Here is a 20,349-nt window from a genome sequence, read left to right as displayed (position 1 = left end):
CAAACATCAATATTGCGATACTTCTTGAGTAATAAAACGATGCTGAATTCAGTATTGATAAGAAACAGAGGTTTTTCTATGAGAGATTAGTTGTATGCTAGTGGGAAGAAAGTATCCTGTTTACACAGGCGAGCAACCAGAGAGTGAGTATTTCTTACTAATAAATGAAGGAGCAGCCATACAATTCGACTACTCCATAGATTATTATTTAATCTAAACAACTCGGATCAGCCGTATCAAAAATATTTCCATACCATAAATTTGTAGACATACAGGCATCCGGATTTGAATCAACCAAATCACCATCCGGATTTCCTGTTGCTATGTTTCCGGTAATCAAATAATCACTTTGACCCCCTCCCTCCATTGATATTCCAGTCTGCCCATTATTTGTCACTATGTTTTGAACAACTAACCCGCCTGATGAAGGCCCAATTACTATTCCGCCTTCATTATTACTGTCGCAGAAGTTTTGAGCAACGAACGCGTTATCACCACCAATATATAACCCACGAGATGCCCCTCCTTGATTATCTATTAGGAAATTTCTAACCGCACTATTATTAGCACCATCAAGCTCCATCCCTCGAGTAAAAAAACCAGTAGCAGTAGATCCGCTTACGATATTATTCTCGCTTATCAACCAGATTCCTGTTTCAATACCATTTTGCACAGTCATCGTTTGAATACTATGAAATCCATCCCCATCCACAAGAATACCTGTGGCACACCCATCCACCACTCCATTTGAAAGAACGGCCGCGATACCCAAGACGTCAATCCCCCTAGTAGATCCACCGCCACACTCCAAGGTGAATCCATTCATATCTAAACTTCCAGTTGGCCCTTCAATCGTTAGTGCCGGCGTACTACTACAATTTAATAGATCTTCAGTGAGAATCTCTGCGGTTGTAATAGTATCTCCACACTCCACCGCAGCCACTGACACAAAGGGAAGAGCCAATATTGCTGACACTAGAAGCTTCACATCCATTAGTTTCATATGCTATACCTTTAAGTCTATAAAAAAACAATTAATAAAGTTCGCATCCGAAGATTTTACTTTTAACGGAGGCGAAGCATTTTTTAGTCTAGCTACGGTTATTAACTTAACGATAAGAAAATTTTCTCATACCTTAAATTTTGAAATTAAAACAAATTGACACTGAATAATACTTTCGGCCTAGGACCTAATAAAACCCAAGCACATCAAACGACGTAATGTCTTCATTTAAATTAACGCCTTCTATTTAGCAAGTAGCTATGCAAAGCCTATTAGCTTTTAAACGCTCTCTGTCTACTCAGGATCAAAATCTAATAAAAAAGGAATGGGCAGGCTATTCAACTTATTCATAAGCGCATAAGCACAAGAATTGGAGTCAGCCTATTTAGCAATACCTATAGAGGCATCAGGCATGAACTAAAGGTAAAATAATCATTCCAATAGTACCCATATATCATCAAAAAAGGGGCTCTGAATAGAGCCCCTTTTAATTATCCTGATGCCTGTGGATGGGTATCAGGTAAAGGATTTTGAATACTGCTCTCTACTGCGGGTTTCTCCACAAGTTCAGACCATACACTGTCCGCTTCGATTTTTGCCCGCCGCTTGCGAAGATGAATCAAGAGTAAAACAAATGATGCACCTATCAGTAGCGCAACAACGTCAACCGCCCATACCTGGGTAGCAGCCCCCAACAACTCACCTTTGATAAGTGAGCTAATTGGTATCAGGAAGATAGCGGCGGCACAGAAGACAAGGAGCTGCCGAGCAGCAGCCATGGGACGACGTATAAATACCCAGATCAGCGCAAATAAGAACCCTGTGTAATAAGCGGCTTTCTGCCAAAACTCAATATCCACCTGCGCATGGGGCAGCCATTTAACTGCCAGCATACTAGCGGCGACCCCCAAGATAGTGCCCAGCCCAACCCCCACTGTGAGCTTTGCCATTACCATTGATGAGGTTGTTTGTACCGGTAATGTCCCCTGCCCCCTGCGTTTTTTGCGCCGGCTTTCAATCCACAGTAGATTGCCGGTGAAGAAGATCAGTGCTCCCATAATGCCGAGAATGAAGTAGACCCAGCGCACGGCATTTCCACCAAAACTTCCAAAATGCAGGGAAAAAATGCTTAATACCGTGCCACTATAGCCATTGAAATTATTGGGCAGAATGCTGCTATAGGGAACTTCGCTCAAGTAAGGGTTGCCTAGCACATAAGCATACTCAGCACCTCGCACCACCTCACCATGCATGATTCCACCTACACGCATACGTGGAGCGCGGGTATCCAGATTCAAATAGAGAATTTCCGCCATCTGGAATTTGGGCTCCCCCTCCTGAATCGCAGCTTCCAACTCTGCGACCGGCACCAACTCAGTGAAGCTCTTCACCTCTGTTGGCGCCGGGCGAGTGAACATGGGGGAATCTCCGTATACCGCCACGCGCAGAGCACCATAAAGTGGATCATGAAAGGCAAACACGAAGGCGGTAAAAGCGATAACCAGGTGAAACGGCAGAGAGGTGATACCCAGTACATTGTGAAAATCCAGCCAGTAGCGCTTGCGGTTCTTACCCTTTCTGAGTACCAATAAGTCCTTGAACCATGTGGGCAGGAAAATAATCAGGCCCGAAATCAGCGCCACAAAATACAGTGCCGCCACAACACCCAATACATAAGTACCAAAAGCATCATGGCCCTCACCACCGGGAATACCGGCGGTGCGATGTAAATGGTCGACAAATTCACCAATGGCGGAAACTGTAAAGCTCTGAGTAATCAGCTGCCCTTTTTCATCGAAGCTGGCATACCAGAGGGTGTGGTCACGGGTTTCTTCGTCCTCTATTTCCCAACTCACTGGTGCAGCCTGCTGCCCCGCCAGCGGCAATTCGACAGTCATCTGTTTTGCTGCTTCCGGATGCGCCTGCAAAACTTCGGAAATAAGGCTGTCATACTGATCGACAGAAATACTTGGCAGGGTGGTCTCAGGCTGCAGAGCCCATTGATTGAGGGGCCCTTTAAACATGGTCAGAGCGCCAGCGACAAAAGCGATATACAGAAACAAGCCCGCAAGAATACCGGTCCAGGTATGCACGCTTTTATAAGTTTTAATCAATTCAACGCGCATATTTTTAGCCTCCGAATTTCGCTACCCACAACAGGGTAAACAGCACCAAATTTAGCCCCAGGTAGAGAGACAACATACGCCTGACACTAATAAACAGGTAAACCAGACTTACCAAAGTGAGCCAGACAGGAGTGATCAGCCACATCACAAATTGGCTTTTATCGTCGACCACTACATCACCGGGGCCCCACAGAGCAATCAATCCAGCAATGGCAATTGCGATGGGCAATCCGAATAAAACTGCACACAGGCTTTTAATCCACCAGTGGGGTTTGTAGCCTTCCAGCCCTTTTTGAATTCGCTTCTTTTTCTTTGCCAAGACTTTGCCCGGCTTGTCCAATACACCGCTAAAAGGCAGCAATCCCAGCGCTAACATAAAAGTGCTAAGAAGCGTAAAGGAAGCTGACGTTGCCGAAAAATTTTGGTGGAAAAGTGCCCAGGAAATGACAAGGAGCGCAAAACTGATGAGAAGAGCGGGGTAAAACTGGATTGGTCTCTGCTCACGCCACTGCTGATTGGGACAGCCTAAATAAAAGACAGAAGACGCAAGGAGACAACTCAATAGGCCGAGTCCCGTTAAAACTGAGGAATACATTTCTAGTTTCACTTAAGGGTTAGAAGCACTACCACTAAAGTGGTAGAAAATTGTTTGCCAGGCACTGATCAATCGGTGCAGCTAAGCCGTTGCCAGACGAAATAATAGTGAGAGTTTATTGCGGCAATCCCCTATTTGCAAATAAGAATGATTAGCATTATATTCGCTGCCGATCTTCCTTGTCGTCCTGACTTCTTTACCTTGCTAGGGATTACGCTATGTATAAACGCCACCTGCTCAGCAAAGCCGTTTCACTCACTATTCTTGCTTCGATTGGAGCGACTGCAATCGCCGCAGATGAGAAGAAAGAAGAGTATGCGCCGCAGGCAATGGAAAATGTCATTGTTATTGGCGAGAAAACAGAGCGCTCCCTCAAGGAAACCACCTCTTCGGTATCCGTGATTACCGAAGAAACCTTAAATAGCATGCAACACCTGAGCATCACCGATGCGGTGTCTAATATCTCTAACGTGGTGGTACTTTCCGGCGCTACTCCAGATATTCGCGGTGTGTCCGGTAACGGTTCAGCCACCGGCTTTAACTCCTTTACCGGTGGTGCCAAAGCCCGTGTCTCCACGTTAATTGATGGTGTCGCCGAGCCATTTGTTGCAGACCTCACGGGTGATTCCGGTATTTGGGATGTAGAACAAATTGAAGTATTTCGTGGACCCCAGTCCACCAGCAATGGCCGTAACAGCATTGCCGGCTCTGTATTTATCAAAACCAAAGATCCCAGCTTCGACTGGGAAGGTGCAGCTCGCGTAGGTTACCGCGACCAGGACGGCTACATCGATACTTCTGGCATGATTTCCGGCCCAATTGTTGATGATACCCTCGCATTTCGGATAACTGCTCAACAGCTCACCGGCGACACACTGTCTAATGCTGAAGAATATGAAAATAATCCTGCTGATTTCGACCTAAATGAATTGGAAACCCAGCGACTAAAAGGCAAGCTGCTGTGGACTCCCACAGAAAAACTGAAAGCGCTCGTGGCTGTATCTACCAATAGCGAAGAAGGTAATACGGGGCGTATCTACTATACCCTGGACGATCCCTACGAATATAAGCCTGCTTTCTATCGCAATATGGATACTGAATCCACCACGACTAGCGTCAAAGTGGATTACCAGATCAACGATGATACCTCCATCGAAGTCCTCGCGGCCTATATGGATTATCAGTGGGGCTTTGACTCCTATGAAGAGGAAGCTACTGACCAACAGTATGTTCGTATGGACGAACAGAACATCACGCTCGACGCAAAACTGAACTTTGGCCTCAACAGTGATAGCTTGCACGGATTTATCGGCTTTGCTCACTTTGAAAGAGAGCAAGAATTTGACAGCACTGGTAGTACCATCTATTTCGGTGATGATGAAAGTACCTCTACTGCTTTTTATGGCGAAGTCACTTATGCACTGACTGATAGGCTGAATTTAATCAGTGGTCTACGCGTAGAGCAGGAGGAACAGGACCGTTACTTTAGCTTGCTATTCTTCGGCGAACCCAAGGACGACTCTCTTGATACCGACGAGACAATCGTTCTTCCAAAAATTGCACTGCAATATGATCTTACCGAAAACACTGTCATCTCTGCTAGCGCTCGAAAAGGATACAACTCAGCTGGTGGCGCCCTCACTTTTGACTCGGAAACATTCGAGTACAACTATTATTATTACGATGAAGAGACCGTTAATACCTACGAGCTGGCTCTGCGCAGCTCCCTAGCAGACGGCACCATCAACATAACTGGCAACCTCTTCTACAACGAATACTCCGGCTATCAAGCTCTCAGCTCTGCCCGTAGAATCGTCAATATGGATAGCGTCGAGACTTACGGTGCGGAAGTTGAAGCTATTGCTATGCTAACCCCGCAGTGGGAACTCCGTGCAGGTCTAGGCCTGCTAGAGAGTGAAATTACCGATGCCGGTACGGATTATACAGATGCGAATGGCAATGAACTCAACTCTGCCCCCAATGTCACCGCAAACTTGGGTACAAAGTATTGGTTTAATGATGCACTTAGTGTAGGTATTTCAGCCAATTATGTAGCTGAGTACTATGGTGATTTCGCCAACACTGAAGAAAGAGTCGCCGGTGACTATACTCTGGCCCGATTGAACGTGAACTACGAAGGTGAAGATTGGAACATTGCAGCGTTTATTAACAATGCCCTGGATGAAGAAGCCTATACAAATAGAGAGCCAGCTGGCCGCAGCTACCCAGACGGCTACGCTGCAATTATTGACCCACGTAATTTTGGTGTATCCGCTACCTACCACTTCTAATTAGCTCCTTTACCAACAGCTAAAAATCCGGCCCCTAGTTGAGTTTATCTCACACAGGGACCGGAATTCCGATATCGTCCTAAGCCTCGCCCTACTGCACAATTATTACCATATTGCTGTTTCCAATCTGGGAAACATTAGCATTTTGAAAATCGTTAACCTGGCTAACGGTAAACATATTTAAGTTACCCTGCTGTAATGCCGTAGCAACACCAAAGGTTCCGCTTTGGATCGTAGAACCCGTATTGTTCAAACCGATCTGAGTAGTACTTGCTAAATTGAAGCTACCTGATTGAGCGTGGATAATGGTGTTAAATTCATTTTGCTGACTAATGGCACTGGTATTATTATTATCTGTTTGATTCACTGTAGCATTATTACTATTTCCCAGCTGACTCAATGTGGAAGTATTCGTGTCAGAGTTAAACTGCGACACAGTAGCCACATTCAAATTCCCTTGCTGGGCAGTTACCGCCGAGCTCGTCGTGCTATTGGTTTGAACAACCGTACCGGTGTTGTTGTCACCCACTTGATTAATAACTGCTGTATCAGTAGTACTACTTGACTGTGTAACAGTGGCAAAGTTAACCAGATTAAACTGATTAATAGTTGCAGTACTGGTTGTAGACGCCACCTGATTAATTACGCCAACATTAGTATTCCCATTTTGAGTAATAACGGCAGCCACAGTATCAGATGAATTCTGAGCAACCGTGGAAGAATTTAAATTCCCTGTTTGTATCTGATTAACTGTGCTTCCGGTATTTCCGTTTACCTGAGTAGCAGTGGCTGTATTAGTGTCTCCAGTCTGGGTTTGGCTGATAAAGTTAAATGTAACGGATGGATCACTTTGATCCGCTGTCGCGGTATTACCTATTCCACTTTGGTTCTGAACCGCAACATTGTCGGAGGCAAAAACACCCTGACTTGCAACAGCAAGCAGGACCGCAGCCGCCAACGGGGCACACCTTTTCATATTTATCTCCTTAGAATATGAAATGTCGCAAAATTAAGATTCTTATACTGCATCAACACACGAAGTTAATTAGCACCATATGCAACAACATTAAGAGAAAGCGATTTACGATCAGCTGCGCTTAATTTTGCTAAAACAAATACCGGAACTTCAGCATTTATGCTTATAAACTCTTGCTTCTCAAGGACTCAATCCCCAGCTTCCTTCAGGAATCTATGCTTGATGCTGTGTTGAGTCTTATCTCCGATGGCACTTTCAGCAATAGGAGAATAGTGCGGAAAATATAGGAAGAAAGTTCCCCCCTATTTAGGAAAACAGCCATACTGTAGGCGAATCCATTATTTTTAACGCCATCACTACACACATACAACGAAACCTCTCAAACATACCCTCTCTTAATATCAACCAGGCCACAAACCACTCTAGAAAATCACGCCCTCACTAATTGACACGCCACCAAAGAACAATTATGGAAACACTACGCATATTTGAACCGAAAAGCCAACCTTTAAACTCATCTATAAAACACCAAATAATAAAAACCCAACTCCTCCAGCACATATCCCATCAACATAGTTAATCAATAGGAATTATTCTCCATAAATATGAGAACAACTTCCTATTGTCACCAACCAAACAAAGACCAAAATTCGAGATATTTACACCCTATCAACCACTTCAAATATCAGACAATCACAATAGGAATATATCAATGAAGGCGATTTTAAATATTAAAACATCAATAATCTCAGCAGCAAGCTGCTGCTTAATAAGTGCACCGGGCATTGCTTTAGCCGTAAGTTGTGGTGATATAATCTCTACTGCCGAAGTATTGGATGCGGATATATCTAATTGTGCGATTTCTCCTGCCATCACAATAATGGGCCCTACCGGTAGTCTCGATCTCAATGGATTTTCATTATCCTGTGATGGCCTGGCTGGCACAGGAATTCTACTGGAAGGAACTACAGCTGTACTTATTAATAGCCAAGCATCCAGTGGCATCATTACATCATGTGATATAGGCGTATCTGTAGAAGGCAGCGGCCTTCACAATGTCATCGGCGTTACAACGCAAGAAAATGGATCTTTGGGAATGTCAGTCAGTAGCAGTCGCAATATTGTCAGCGGCTCAATCAATGACTTTAATTTTGGTAATGGCATTATCGTTCTCGGCGACTGGAATAGTTTTTTTGAAGTAAGCGCCACCAGCAATGGGGAAGGTGGCATTATTATCTCAGGAGATAACAATCAAGTTTTCCAAAGCACCGCCAGAAATAATACTTTTTCTGGAATAGCAATCCAAGATGCAAACTACACCAACATTATACTAAACACTACATCAAGTAATAACGAATACGGTATTTCAGTAAGTAATTTTGGGCAAGTAGGGAATTTCGTAACAGGAAATACTGCTGAATCTAATGATATAGATGACCTATTTGATGATAATACTCCTGCCTGTGTAGGAACCACATGGTACGGTAATATTTTCAGCTCATCAAATGACGCCTGCATTAACTAGCTTAAAAATAATTGCGGGATTCAAGGCATTAAACTTCTAGCCTTTGAATCCCGCATAAAAACAATTAACGCTTATCTATATCTTACTTCTGAGAATATCTCTCTATAACTGAACCAGCCTAGCAAACCAAACTCTCCTCTCACTACATCAATCCACACTGGCCGACTGGATATCCCTCAGGAATAAATATGAAAACGAAAATCTAAAGGGAAATCAGGCTTTCAGCAATTACACTAGCTGCAGTGTCCGCAATACTGTGGCGACACCATTAAACTGCCTGCAAGCCTATCAACTTATCGTAAAACGCTATTAATTTGACGTTACACAATCTCCGGAGGTAGTAGCGTCAGGTGAATTTCCTACCCAGTTATTCTCACAGGGGGCAGAATTATCATCTTGCAAGTCAAAATCCACATTGCCAGAGACAGTATTGCCTACGATATTGTTTCCAGTCTGGCCAAATAGCTCCATTAAGATTCCTGCAGTATTTGACCCTTGAGTGCCATTATTCTCCACCGTATTCTGGCTGATAAGACAGCTACTGGCGCTATTAATTTGTATTCCAGTTAAAGTATTATCCGATACTGTATTTGACGATATTATTGAACTGCTACCATCTACCTGTATACCCGTTATTTCATTTCGACTTATGTCATTAGAAAACAGATTATTTGTTCCCCCGCGATTATAATACCTGTACCTGCATTATCCGATATATTTGATATGGCTAGCGTATTATTACTACTAACAAACTCAATACCAGAAGAAGTATTACCAGAGGTGTTCAGGCCGAACAAATTATGAATACCGGAACCTTCCACAGAAATACCTGTATTGCAATTAGATACAAACCCATCCTGTAACACCCCGCCCGATATTATGGCCGCAAAACCATCGACCAAAATTCCCACTGTAGTTCCATCACAACTCAGCGTATAACCATTCAAATCCAGATATCCGGTCGGCCCAGTTACAGTCAAAGCCGGGGTAACATTGCAGAGCAAATCTTGATCCAGTATTACCGGACTGGTTATGGTGTCTCCGCACTCAACAGCACCATTTGCTAGTGAACACAAAGATGCAGACAATAAAGAAGCCGCCAAAGAAGTTATCAATGCCTTGCTTATCACAGATCGAGATATAAAGCTCACGAGAGTCCTCCCAAATAAAGCTCAAATACAGAAAAGATATGTCATGCTGATTTTGAGTCAAAAACTGGTAACAGCCATGGGAAATTTGTCCGCAAAATTTAGTAAAATAGTTTAAGCGGGGAATGGAGCATATTGATATACAAGCTACAGGAATATAAATTGTAAAAGATAACACCACTACCGAAGCCACCATAGTGGCACTATCTTTTTATATCCGTATATTTCAATCCAGGCAGCTAGGATCTACAGTATCAAAAGTATTATTTCGCCATAAATTTGTACCATTGCAGGGATCACTGTTTAAATCTTGCGCATCGAAATCTTCATTGAGAATCCCCACATTTAAAATGATCAAGTTATATTGCTGATCAAAATCATTCATTAAGATTCCTGCCGTTCCCGCACCTGAAGTGCCATTATTTTCCGATGCATTTTCAACGATCCAGCTATTACTGGAATCATTAATCTCTATTCCTGAGCCCATATTCTCAAAACAGAAATTCTCTGTTATATATGACCGATCACCATCTATCTGGATACCACTCAGGGTATTTTCTTCAAAGGTATTCTGGAAGACGTTATTCCTCTCTCCAGTAACAATTAGTCCAACCCCCGTATTTGTTTGAGCGGTACAGGCTGTCATATAGTTGCTATTGCTCACTAATTCAAATCCGGCACTGGCATTTGCAGTGGTCGATACCGCTTGAATATTATGGAATCCATCTCCATTCGCTAAAACACCCACCTCACAATCTGCAACCTGCCCTCCTCGAAGTAGCGCTGCACGCCCCTCTAACAGCACTCCAACTTCACTACCATCACATTGAACCTCGTACCCGGTCATATTCAAGCGTCCATCTGGGCCTATGACAGTTAAAGCGGGGCTGACATCACAAGTGAGGTCCTCATCCAAAGTAACGGATGTGGTAATCGTATCCCCACATTCAACATCATCAGCCAGTGCTATCTCAGGGATGGATAGATTAGCCCCACTTATCAATATGATCGTGACGACTCTATTAACAATAGATTTAAATATGTTCATATTTTCCTGCTGGAGTTACGTACATGATTAAAAACTTCCCACTACGCTAGAAATTTTGATCCAACAAACAAAAAGAACCATGAGAAATTACTACTGAATCTACGATGAATTATCATAAAAATTAAAAAACCGACTATCTAATCGCATACGGTAACATAGCAACTTTTCGCCCCAAAAATTAGACAACCTTATAAGCTGAAAAATATTTAGCCATATTGTTTACTCAAACCCAAATAAACAATATACAAATACAATTTGCAATAATATTTACGTGAAGTTATATATAACCTCTAAAATTTTGAGCTAAAATAATAATCCTATGAAACCACTAATTAAATAATCAAATCAATTGAAACAGAAAAACCGGAATTCTTATTGCAGAATAATTGCACTCTGATTACTACCCAACTGATTAATAACCGCTGTCTGTCTAACTTGAAGACCTTGACTTACGGTATACATATTTATATCCCCTGTCTGTGAGACTGAAGCCAAATGTGATACTCCAGACTGTATTGTTGTACCTATGTTACTTGTACCAATCTGATTGGTAACTGAACTATTAAACATACCAGCATGAATAGTTGTTGCCTGGTTCATTTCCACCTGCTGATTAATGGTGGCGCTATTAAAACTATCTGTTTGGGATATGAAAAACATATTACCATCCCCTTGTTGGCTCCCTATAGCTACATTACTATTAGCTACATTATTAGCTGACATCGAAAATTGGACGGCGGAAACGAAATTATTATCCCCCACCTGAGTGATCATGATTGCACCTTGCAAACTTTCTCTCTGCTCTGAAATAATAGAATTGAAATCCCCTACCTGTTTCAGGGTAGAACTATCATTCATGCTTATCATCTGGGTGATTTGCGCATTATTATTATTACTTAACTGCTCAATTATTGCCGCACTTGAATCTGCCTGTGCTTGAACACAAGATGCCATCAAGGGAATTACTAAAATTGAAGTATAGTTTTTCATGCTTATATCCTCAGTAGAGTTAATCTTATATAACCTGAATCATCAACCATCACTTATCTGAAGCTCTCTAGTATTCAAGGAATACCACTAGAATCCAAATGCCCCTTCAGCCTAAACTAGTGTACTCACACAAATTTAAGACCCCGGCCACCTCTACCCAACATAATGATCAATATATCCATGAATAGCGGATACACAATAGGAGAAAAGCACTAGAAAAATGAGATAACTTTCCTTTTGAAAAAAAACAGTAAAATATTGCCACACCACTCAACAAAATATTCGTATAAATCCTCCCTTTATTTACCTACACTTTCTCTGGCTAACTTTTACCCTCTATAAACACAAACATTTACTACTAACAACTTAGGTATTTAAGTAAAGATGTGAATAGATCAAAATATTAACTAGGCTATCATGCCGATTGCACCATATGCCGCTATAGAGTTCAACCTCTACAGTAATGACTGACTGAGACATGGAAATTTTTAAATACTCTATAATTCGGCCAAATTGACGGCCAGGACTTTTCGAGAAAGCTTCATTAAACGCATCTTTGGGGTTGTAACCCATACGAACTTCCCAGGATCATACATTCAGCTATTAAACCGATGTCGAATTGAGCAATAACAAATCGCTATAAACAATTTCATTTAAAAAATATGTTAGATAACTATCTAATGATTAAAAAACTATGGTTTTAATAATCTGAGAGAATAGAAAAAGTATCAGATATGGAGTAAGTGCCCACACTCACTCCATCACTTAACTAACAAGATATTAAGTCTTTGGCCGAACGGCTTTAATATCCTGATCTGCAGCCCAGTTAAGGACGTCTTCGCGACGCAGCGCCGTTGCCATCAGGTCCGGGAATTGATCCGGTGTACAGGCAAAAACCGGAGAGCCTATCGCAGCAAACTCTTCCGCCAGCGACTGGTCATAAGATGGACGCCCATCATCACTGAGTGCCAGCAAGGTAATCACATTTACATCCTGGCGAACAAGGTTAGCAACCCGTGCTTTTAACTCCTCTTCATTTCCCCCTTCATACAGGTCGGTAATCAGGATTAAATGCGTCTTGCCAGGCCGCTCAATTTTATCCTCACAATAAGCCACCGCCTGGTTAATGTCTGTGCCACCGCCCAGTTGCACGCCAAACAAAACGCTGACTGGGTCTTCCAGGTCCTCAGTAAGATCTACTATTGCGGTATCAAAGCAGACCAGTTTGGTTTTCACTGCCGGTATTGAAGCCATTACCGCTGCAAAGATTGAGCTGTACACCACCGATGTCGCCATGGAGCCGGACTGATCGACACATAGAATAACTTCATCCAGGTCCGCAAGTCGGCGACTTTGTCGCATAAAACCAATCAATTTCTCAGGCACCACTGTGTGGTAGTCATGTTGGTAGTGCCTGAGATTTTGCTGAATAGTTCTATGCCAGTCGATATCGGCAAAACGCGGCCTAAAGCTGCGTTTTGATTTATTGACAGCTCCCCTAACCGCTTCTGTGGTCTTTCGCTCCAAACGCTCCATCAGCTCATCGACCACTTTCTTGATGACCTGGCGAGCAGTCTCAATAGTCTTCTCGGGCATCACTGAACGAAGACTAACCAAGTCAGCGACCAGGTGAACATCCGCTTCAATCGCTGACAAAAACTCAGGCTCCATGAGCATCTGCTTGAGGCCAAGGCGTTCAAACGCATCACGCTGGACAACTTGTACCACAGAAGTCGGAAAGAACTCGCGGATATCACCCAGCCAACGGGAAACTTGTGGCGACGAGCGGGACAACCCGCCTCGACCTTTTTTACCAGACTCTGAGTCTCCGCTGCCATAAAGCGCACTTAACGCTTGGGACAAACGCATATCCCGCTCAGAAAGCCCGGACTCACCTTCATCAGCCCCTAGCACCAGGCGCCAACGGCGTTCCTTTTGCTGGTCTTTATCGACCGTTATCTCATCGGGTTGTTGCCCTTCAGACACTTCGTTTACTGCGCCCATGTCTTGTCCTTCTGGATTAATTTGCCGATACGCAATAGATGCTCTGACCACAGCGGCAAAACTTCGGGATTAATGGCTTTGGATACAGAGTGGTTAGATCGGGCACCGAGTACCAGCTCCATCATGCGCCGACGCTCCATCGCATCGAGACTGGAAAATACGCGCCGGAACAAGGGCAAGTACTCGATAAATACTTCTTCGTCCAGATGCAGCAACCAGCGCTGTACCGCTCCCATCAATACCGGGTCGTACAGCAGGCGCTCAACCGCTTCGGCAAAAAAGCCCTCAAAAAATCGTGCTGCATCGGCGGCAGCTACCGCTGGAGACAGGGATTTTTCCAGCAATTGCTGTAAGCGATATCCATCAAATCTTTCAGCTTGATACAAAAGACGCGCACAAAGGCCGCTGACCTGTAAACTGGAAAGAGAGCTGTCTACCAGTTGCTCGAAGGCTTGCCACCAGTCCTCCATGATTTCATCACCCAACTCTGCCAATTGCAGTGCCTGATGAGCGCTGTGAATACTGTTTCGCAGCCGTAGGGACTCTTCATCGTTAAGATTGCGACAGGCGTACGGCAGGGCCAGGGCAGATTGCATGGCTAAGCGTTCTACCAGGCCGGCAACTTGCTCCAATGCTAATTCTCGCGCGGTACCATAGCGCTGTACCTGAATTAACGCCGGCAAGCTGTCGAGAAGCTCGATACCGTCACTGGCCAAAGCCGCTCTCTCGGCCAATCGCTTCAGGCCCGCTTCAGAAGCCCGGTGCAACTGAGATTCGAGGGACAGCAAAACCACTTCTGCTAACTTGCCCAAATGACTCTCAGCCGAGATCGCCTCGATAAGTTTATTGTTAGCCGCTTGCTCAATGGTGGAACCGTAAACTAAGTTTTCCACCAATTTTACCGCATACTCCGGCTGCCAGCTGAGCACCCAGTTTTCCCGGAAAGTACCGCGACTTTTTCCGGTATGGGAGGGTTTACCCCAAGGCACTTCCAGCACAGCAAGACGGTGCAGTAACGTAGATTTATTCAGGCCGATATCACTGCGTAAATCCAGGGAAACTTCTTTATCCAGAGCGGTGGGCTTTAGCTTGGTCTTTTTCTGCCAGCGCTGTAGATCCTCCAGCAGGGGCACCAGTGGGGCATCCTCGGGGATAGCCCCAACTTGCTCCCCCAGAAGCAACTCTCTCTCTACCTGCTGCCAAATAAGGCGCTCGCCAAAACAGAGGCAGGCCACAGCGGCTTCAATAATTTCTTCAAACCCCGGAGCTGGACGATTTCTAACGGCTGCCAAACTGCGGCTCAGGCGCACGGCTTCAATAACCGAAGCCGTAGAGACCACTTGCCCACTTTCGCGCAATGCGCGCACCAGCCGCCCAAACCAAAGCTCCAGCCACTGCTCGCCGGTGCCCTCGCGCCAAATATGCTGGTACCACATAGGTGCAGCAACCCCAGCCCCGTAACCGGAGGCCATCGCCAATCGCGGCGATGTCCAGGGAATCCAGGTGGTTTTCACTTTGCTCTTGGGCAATTTCGCCGGCAGCTGTTTAATCAGTGCGCGGTCATCTTTTGCTGTGTGCTTTTCACGAAATGCCGGTAAGTGCCAGGCCCCACAGACTACAGCAACCTCACCTTCCACCCCTTTCTTTTCTTTGGCAATTTCCAGGCGCATATAGGCTTCGCGCAGTAAATCCCTTTGCGATAACGGCGCGGTTTCAGTTATTTCTCCGCGCAGCACGGTCATCGCCGACTCTACCCGGGCAAATATCTCCGCACTGTCATCGTTATTCTGCTCGATCAGGTCATTCCACCAGGCCTCACCATCTTCATAACCCGCCAGCTTCGCCAAAAGGCCGATAGGATCAGAGGTATCAGATGGTGGCTCTGGCTCGCCTGCCACCGCAGGGGAATCAGACTCTCCGCCGTTTTGCTCCGCTTCAGGGTCCTGGGCTTCAGATTGGAGTAACTGCGCCAGCTGGATATTAATGGGCAGATCAATGAATTTAACTTCTACCCCCTGTTGTACAGCCCATAGGCAGGCCTGGTACTCAGGGGAGTATTCCACAAACGGGTAGTAAAGGCTGGAGCCGGGCGACTCTGCAGCATAGCCGAGTAGCGCTACCGGCGGCTGCATCTGTGCGCTAGCCAGCAGAGGCAGTAATTCACTGCAATCAGCGGGGCCCTCTATCAATACTTTTTTTGGCTTCAGCTGATCCAACGCGGCGACAAGGCGCCGCGCAGAACCGGGCCCGTGGTGCCGAATACCAAAATAATGACAATCCACCTTGGACACGGGATATCCCTTACAGTACTTCGTTCATGGTGTGGTAGTAACCGGCAAAGTCTCGGCGCTTTTTCAGGACCGTTTCCAAGTACTCTTCCAATACAGCTTTATCCTGCACTGGATCTTTGACAATGGCACCCACCAAATTACTGGAAAGCTCTTCTGCACTGAATTTACCATCGCCAAACCAGTTCGCCTGGCTCAATCCACCCACCATTACCGCAATTGCCTCAGCCGTAGACAAGTTACCGGACGGTGTTTTCAGAGTTATTTTTCCATCGAGTGTTTCACCGCCGCGTAGCTCGCGGAAAATGGTCACTATTTTCTCGATCTCTTCGCCGGCATTTGCCGGTACTGGCAACTCCAGGCTCTCACCCATCTCTGCCACGCGGCGAGAAATAATGCTGACCTCTTCATTCATATCATCGGGCAACGGCAATACCACAACATTGAAACGTCGTTTTAGTGCGGAGGATAATTCATTAACGCCCTTATCGCGGTTATTGGCTGTTGCGATTACATTAAAACCGCGCTGCGCATAAACCGCATCATTCAACTCGGGGATCGGCAGCATTTTCTCTGACAGCACGGTAATCAATGTATCCTGAACATCAGAACCCATACGAGTCAGCTCTTCCAAGCGACACAAGGTACCCTGCTCCATAGCGCGATATAAAGGCGTTGGCACCAGGGCTTCTTTGCTGGGGCCCTTTGCCAGTAGCTGAGCGTAGTTCCAGCCATAGCGAATCTGGTTTTCGTCGGTGCCCGCCGTACACTGGATCACACGGGTACTGTTGCCACAGATCGCCGCAGACAAGTGTTCAGATACCCAGGACTTTGCCGTGCCCGGCACACCGAGTAACAGCAGTGCTCGATCGGTGGCGAGGGTGGCAACAGCAGTTTCAATCAGGCGGCGGTTGCCGATATATTTTGCACTTATCTCAGCACCTTCAGCCGTTGTGCCGCCCATCAAGTATTTCACGACTGCCTGCGGAGACAGACTCCAATTCTCTGGTTTTTTTCCGGTGTCTTCTGCTTTTAAGGCATCCAGTTCTGATTGGTAGGTAATTTCAGCGGGTTGACGAAGTACGTCACTCATGGGGAATCCTTTTGTTTTACCTGCCCGGAAATTCACTGCTTATTTTATGAATTTTGCCGGGCAACGATCGGTCTTAAAATTAAATCTGTGTTGGGTGTGTATGGACTAAAGGCCATCCACGCCGGCAAGCTCGCTATTAAATCGAAGACAGTCAGTTGCGGGGTCTGCCCGTAGCACGCCCTGCTCAAAAAGCGCTTCCAGTAACTGTCGAGCGGTCTCTCTGGGTAACATCAAGCCCAACGCAGTCAACTCCCTCTGTAGATAAATAGACTGCAAATAACCACTCTCACTTAATTCCTCGACAACGAGCTTTAACAGCGCCTTCCAGGGTGACGTTTTTTTCAAATCATCCCAGGAAAGCTCCGTTAACGGTTCGGGCAAAAACTTGAGTAGACCCTGAAAATCAACCTTGGCCTTTTTATTACGCAAAAGTCCAAACATCAATTCGGCACGGCGGGACTGTTCCAGGCGCGGCAATAAACTGTGCAGGAGAGACATACCGGCCTCACCGGTATCCAGGTAGCTCTCAATATTTGTGACCAACAGGGCAATAGCCTTATCTGGCAAAGTATCTACCGCATTGGTAACAAAACTGTGGTTATCATAATCACGATTTTTATCGAGCTGCCAAGCCCCAGCTAAGTCAGTCACGGTGATACCCAGTGCTTCCGCAAGGCTTTGTAGAGATACCTTCTGCAAAAATTCCGAGCGAATGGCTTGCTGTTTTTTGCTCTTGAGCTTGCGGGGCAATAGTTGCAACTGCTTCTTTACCAAGCCCACTTTTTTTAATTCGTAAAACTCAGCCAATTCCTGCGCAGAAGACTCTTCCTGAGTATTGGATTCAAGTTCCGATGACAATCCCAATCGGGATAAATACTGATTGGCAAGACGCGCCACCTTTTGTGAACGATCTTTAAGCAGGGACTGTAAATATTCCCCATCGGACTCACTCAGCCGGATAGCAAGAACTCGCACGATCCTTAAACGTTTATCAGCGGGTTCACGCCCGGCGCAGGTCTGGATCAAATTTAAAGCGGCGGCGGGTTTACTGAAGCGCAACTCCCTGAGCTTTGCCAGGCGACTGGCAGGATACCAATCATCCCAGTTTTCCTCAGTTAACACTTCAGTATTATCAATACTACCCCGCTCATTCGCGGCCCATTGTGACCAGGGAAGATATACTTCCGGCAAGCCTTCATCATTACTTGAGGGAAGCCAGTCCGCAGGATGGGCAATAAATCCCCGCTGTAACAGCAACTTCAGGAGCAATCCGGTTTGCTCCATAGAGCGGGACTGAACGCTTTCAGTGACACGACGAAAATGGGCCCGCATTGGGTAGGGAAGCACGGGCTTATTCAACTCGGGCAACAAGGGAAATTCGCGTAATTCTGCTGGAGCCTGGGGCTGGTAGAGTGCGCTTTGATGCTGGCTGAGAAGCGCTACCGCCGCTGATGCCAAGCGCTCCTCTTCCAGGCCTTCAAACAATGGACGCCAGGACTCAGGTAGGGCGTCGAGCTCTAAGGGCAAATCACTGCCCACCATCCAACGCTGCTGTAGGCGCTCTACCAACAACTGCTCTTCCTGGATTTTCTCAGGCGTTAGCATGCGATTGTCCCCCACTCATCTGTCCGCGCGCTGTGCAGTTCAGCACTGCTTCCATCCCACAAAATAAACGCCGCCTGTAATTTTGAACCCAGTAATAGAGAAGGAATCTGTTCATTGTTGAGCGGTAGCGTTTGCTGACCACTCGAGCAGCGCCACCAGTAATGGCCGTTGGCACAGCGCAGTAGACGCCCCCTTCAAGAAGGTGCGGTACCTGCTCTATCCAGGGTTGCTGAGACAGCTGCTTTTGGTAGTGGGAGAACACGCTCTCTTGCTGGGCTGGCCATCTCTGATTCACACCATCCTGCACGACTTTAAACTCCACAGGGAAAGCTCTCAGGGGCATGCGACCGGGATAAAAAACCAACTCCCCTTCTACACTGGCGCCGATACCAATGCCCACCTCCCGGCGCCCCGCAGAAGCCGGATAGTGATCCAACAACAGGGCAAATACTGGGGTGTCACTATCAAGCTTGAGCAACCAGGAAGCGTGGCTCACCAAACCATCGCGGCGGGTGCTCACTTTCTCTCCTACATTCTGCCAAATGCCCCTTTGCCTGAGGCTGGCTGGGTTTTCCAAGACCTGGTCACGGTTCTCGGCAACGGCAATAGCTCTACGAGCATCCACATCTTCCTCATCGGTTAGCCAAGCACTGCTGAGTAACATTAATTGCCCCAGCTCCTTGAATACCACTTCCGCCTGCTTCTGTGGTGCAAGCCCCAGGGCCTTGGCTGGAAGCTCATCAACCCTGGATGCCAAGCCGGCAGCTTTGGCGTCTACCAAGCGCGCAGAGATATAGCGGCAGCGCTGGCGAAGTTCCTTGAGAAATCCCACCATGCCAGTACGCAATTGATCCTCAACCCACTGCTGGAATTCACCTAGCCCGGTGGCGATACTCTTGTTGGTTTTAGCGCGTGTCTGCGCTGCCCGCTTAGCCCTGGCCGCTTCCTTTTTTTCTTGCTCCTCTTTACTTTCCGAGGTTTCCTCAGAAATACCGTGAATGTTTTTATTGGTAGAAACTTTTGTCTCAGCTTGGGCTTCAGGCTTACTCTTACGCCGCCGCCCCAACCACTCCACTACCCACTCCGGTGTTTCAGCCTCAATAAAGTCATCCGGGCCGTCGGCGAATTGCCACAAAAGGGCTAGAACATGCTTGCAGGGAAACTTACGTGAGGGGCAGGTACACTTGTAACCGTGATCTACTGTATCTGCCATGGTGTAATAGGGATTGGCCCCCGACCCTTGGCATTGCCCCCATATACAATTTACAGAAGCCGCTTTACCGCGCAAAGGCCATTTAGCCGGCTTCAACAGTTTTTTGGCTGCGTTTAAAGAAGCCTGGTCTGGGGCCAGTTCTTGCACAACCTCTAGGGAAATATTCATCTCTTGCCTTATACAGCTCAATACTGTACATAAATACAGCAATCGCATCTATGTAGCTATAGTGGCGCATAAAGTATCACGCAGCCCACAGAGATTAAAATCTAATTTCTCAAATTTTGATTTTGCCGTCACTCTTGTTGATTTAAGACAAAAAGTACACTCGGCGAGCATTTATTTGGCACGATCGAACAAGCTCTAAAGAAACAAGGTGTTCTCTCCTGCCAGCATTAGAGGGATTTCGCCTAGCCTCTCTAAATAAGTTACCATTTTCAGGAA

The 20,349-nt window shown here is 46.0% G+C and carries 14 protein-coding genes; 2 read left to right on the top strand and 12 right to left on the bottom strand.

The genetic code is table 11. The features are described 5' to 3' along the window. Positions 1–208: 208 nt before the first annotated feature. From QT397_09680 to QT397_09670, 3 genes are all read right to left on the bottom strand, one after another. Positions 209–1,003 carry a right-handed parallel beta-helix repeat-containing protein gene (locus tag QT397_09680; protein WNZ57589.1) on the bottom strand — a complete coding sequence of 265 codons (795 nt, stop codon included), beginning with the start codon at positions 1,001–1,003 and terminating at the stop codon, positions 209–211. 491 nt (positions 1,004–1,494) lie between these two features. Then, positions 1,495–3,129 carry a PepSY-associated TM helix domain-containing protein gene (locus QT397_09675; protein WNZ57588.1) on the bottom strand — a complete coding sequence of 545 codons (1,635 nt, stop codon included), beginning with the start codon at positions 3,127–3,129 and terminating at the stop codon, positions 1,495–1,497. A gap of 4 nt (positions 3,130–3,133) precedes the next feature. Then, positions 3,134–3,505: a hypothetical protein gene (locus QT397_09670; GenBank protein ID WNZ57587.1), complete on the bottom strand. Its 372-nt coding sequence runs from the start codon at positions 3,503–3,505 to the stop codon at positions 3,134–3,136. A gap of 437 nt (positions 3,506–3,942) precedes the next feature. Between QT397_09670 and QT397_09665 the strand changes: the two genes are divergently transcribed. Next, positions 3,943–6,015, top strand: coding sequence for a TonB-dependent receptor (locus QT397_09665; protein ID WNZ57586.1), 2,073 nt, complete (start codon positions 3,943–3,945; stop codon positions 6,013–6,015). Between the two features lie 91 nt (positions 6,016–6,106). Here QT397_09665 and QT397_09660 read toward each other — a convergent pair whose 3' ends face one another. Continuing rightward, positions 6,107–6,991: a hypothetical protein gene (locus QT397_09660; GenBank protein WNZ57585.1), complete on the bottom strand. Its 885-nt coding sequence runs from the start codon at positions 6,989–6,991 to the stop codon at positions 6,107–6,109. 712 nt (positions 6,992–7,703) lie between these two features. Here QT397_09660 and QT397_09655 point away from each other — a divergent pair. After that, positions 7,704–8,516 carry a NosD domain-containing protein gene (locus QT397_09655; GenBank protein ID WNZ57584.1) on the top strand — a complete coding sequence of 271 codons (813 nt, stop codon included), beginning with the start codon at positions 7,704–7,706 and terminating at the stop codon, positions 8,514–8,516. 647 nt (positions 8,517–9,163) lie between these two features. On the opposite strand, the gene QT397_09650 is transcribed toward QT397_09655, so the two are convergent. From QT397_09650 to QT397_09615, 8 genes are all read right to left on the bottom strand, one after another. Then, the gene (locus QT397_09650; protein WNZ57583.1) at positions 9,164–9,667 is read right to left on the bottom strand and encodes a hypothetical protein; all 504 of its coding nucleotides are present in this window, start codon (positions 9,665–9,667) and stop codon (positions 9,164–9,166) included. Between the two features lie 223 nt (positions 9,668–9,890). Next, on the bottom strand, positions 9,891–10,712 hold the full coding sequence (locus QT397_09645; GenBank protein WNZ57582.1) for a right-handed parallel beta-helix repeat-containing protein: 822 nt from the start codon (positions 10,710–10,712) through the stop codon (positions 9,891–9,893). Between the two features lie 372 nt (positions 10,713–11,084). Beyond that, complete coding sequence (locus QT397_09640) at positions 11,085–11,702, bottom strand: hypothetical protein (protein WNZ57581.1); 618 nt, start codon at positions 11,700–11,702, stop codon at positions 11,085–11,087. A 780-nt stretch (positions 11,703–12,482) separates the two neighbouring features. After that, a complete protein-coding gene (locus tag QT397_09635; protein ID WNZ57580.1) occupies positions 12,483–13,706 on the bottom strand; it encodes a VWA domain-containing protein in 1,224 nt (407 codons plus the stop codon). Further along, the gene (locus QT397_09630; protein WNZ57579.1) at positions 13,694–15,997 is read right to left on the bottom strand and encodes a DUF5682 family protein; all 2,304 of its coding nucleotides are present in this window, start codon (positions 15,995–15,997) and stop codon (positions 13,694–13,696) included. Before QT397_09630 ends, QT397_09635 begins: the two co-directional genes overlap by 13 nt. A gap of 10 nt (positions 15,998–16,007) precedes the next feature. Beyond that, complete coding sequence (locus QT397_09625; protein WNZ57578.1) at positions 16,008–17,087, bottom strand: AAA family ATPase; 1,080 nt, start codon at positions 17,085–17,087, stop codon at positions 16,008–16,010. A gap of 105 nt (positions 17,088–17,192) precedes the next feature. Continuing rightward, on the bottom strand, positions 17,193–18,692 hold the full coding sequence (locus QT397_09620) for a DUF5691 domain-containing protein (GenBank protein ID WNZ57577.1): 1,500 nt from the start codon (positions 18,690–18,692) through the stop codon (positions 17,193–17,195). Then, complete coding sequence (locus QT397_09615) at positions 18,679–20,073, bottom strand: SWIM zinc finger family protein (GenBank protein WNZ57576.1); 1,395 nt, start codon at positions 20,071–20,073, stop codon at positions 18,679–18,681. The genes QT397_09620 and QT397_09615 overlap by 14 nt, the downstream gene beginning before the upstream one ends. Between the last annotated feature and the right edge of the window lie 276 nt (positions 20,074–20,349).

Source organism: Microbulbifer sp. MKSA007, assembly GCA_032615215.1.
GTDB lineage: Bacteria > Pseudomonadota > Gammaproteobacteria > Pseudomonadales > Cellvibrionaceae > Microbulbifer.
Note: the sequence above shows the minus strand (reverse complement) of the source record. Positions and strands in the feature narration are given on the sequence as shown.

Coding starts and splice junctions, on each gene's coding strand:
- QT397_09670 (WNZ57587.1), bottom strand. CDS start 3,505: ATGTTAGCGCTGGGATTGCTGCCTTTTAGCGGTGTATTGGACAAGCCG.
- QT397_09675 (WNZ57588.1), bottom strand. CDS start 3,129: ATGCGCGTTGAATTGATTAAAACTTATAAAAGCGTGCATACCTGGACC.
- QT397_09655 (WNZ57584.1), top strand. CDS start 7,704: ATGAAGGCGATTTTAAATATTAAAACATCAATAATCTCAGCAGCAAGC.
- QT397_09645 (WNZ57582.1), bottom strand. CDS start 10,712: ATGAACATATTTAAATCTATTGTTAATAGAGTCGTCACGATCATATTG.
- QT397_09665 (WNZ57586.1), top strand. CDS start 3,943: ATGTATAAACGCCACCTGCTCAGCAAAGCCGTTTCACTCACTATTCTT.
- QT397_09620 (WNZ57577.1), bottom strand. CDS start 18,692: ATGCTAACGCCTGAGAAAATCCAGGAAGAGCAGTTGTTGGTAGAGCGC.
- QT397_09640 (WNZ57581.1), bottom strand. CDS start 11,702: ATGAAAAACTATACTTCAATTTTAGTAATTCCCTTGATGGCATCTTGT.
- QT397_09660 (WNZ57585.1), bottom strand. CDS start 6,991: ATGAAAAGGTGTGCCCCGTTGGCGGCTGCGGTCCTGCTTGCTGTTGCA.
- QT397_09635 (WNZ57580.1), bottom strand. CDS start 13,706: ATGGGCGCAGTAAACGAAGTGTCTGAAGGGCAACAACCCGATGAGATA.
- QT397_09615 (WNZ57576.1), bottom strand. CDS start 20,073: ATGAATATTTCCCTAGAGGTTGTGCAAGAACTGGCCCCAGACCAGGCT.
- QT397_09680 (WNZ57589.1), bottom strand. CDS start 1,003: ATGAAACTAATGGATGTGAAGCTTCTAGTGTCAGCAATATTGGCTCTT.
- QT397_09625 (WNZ57578.1), bottom strand. CDS start 17,087: ATGAGTGACGTACTTCGTCAACCCGCTGAAATTACCTACCAATCAGAA.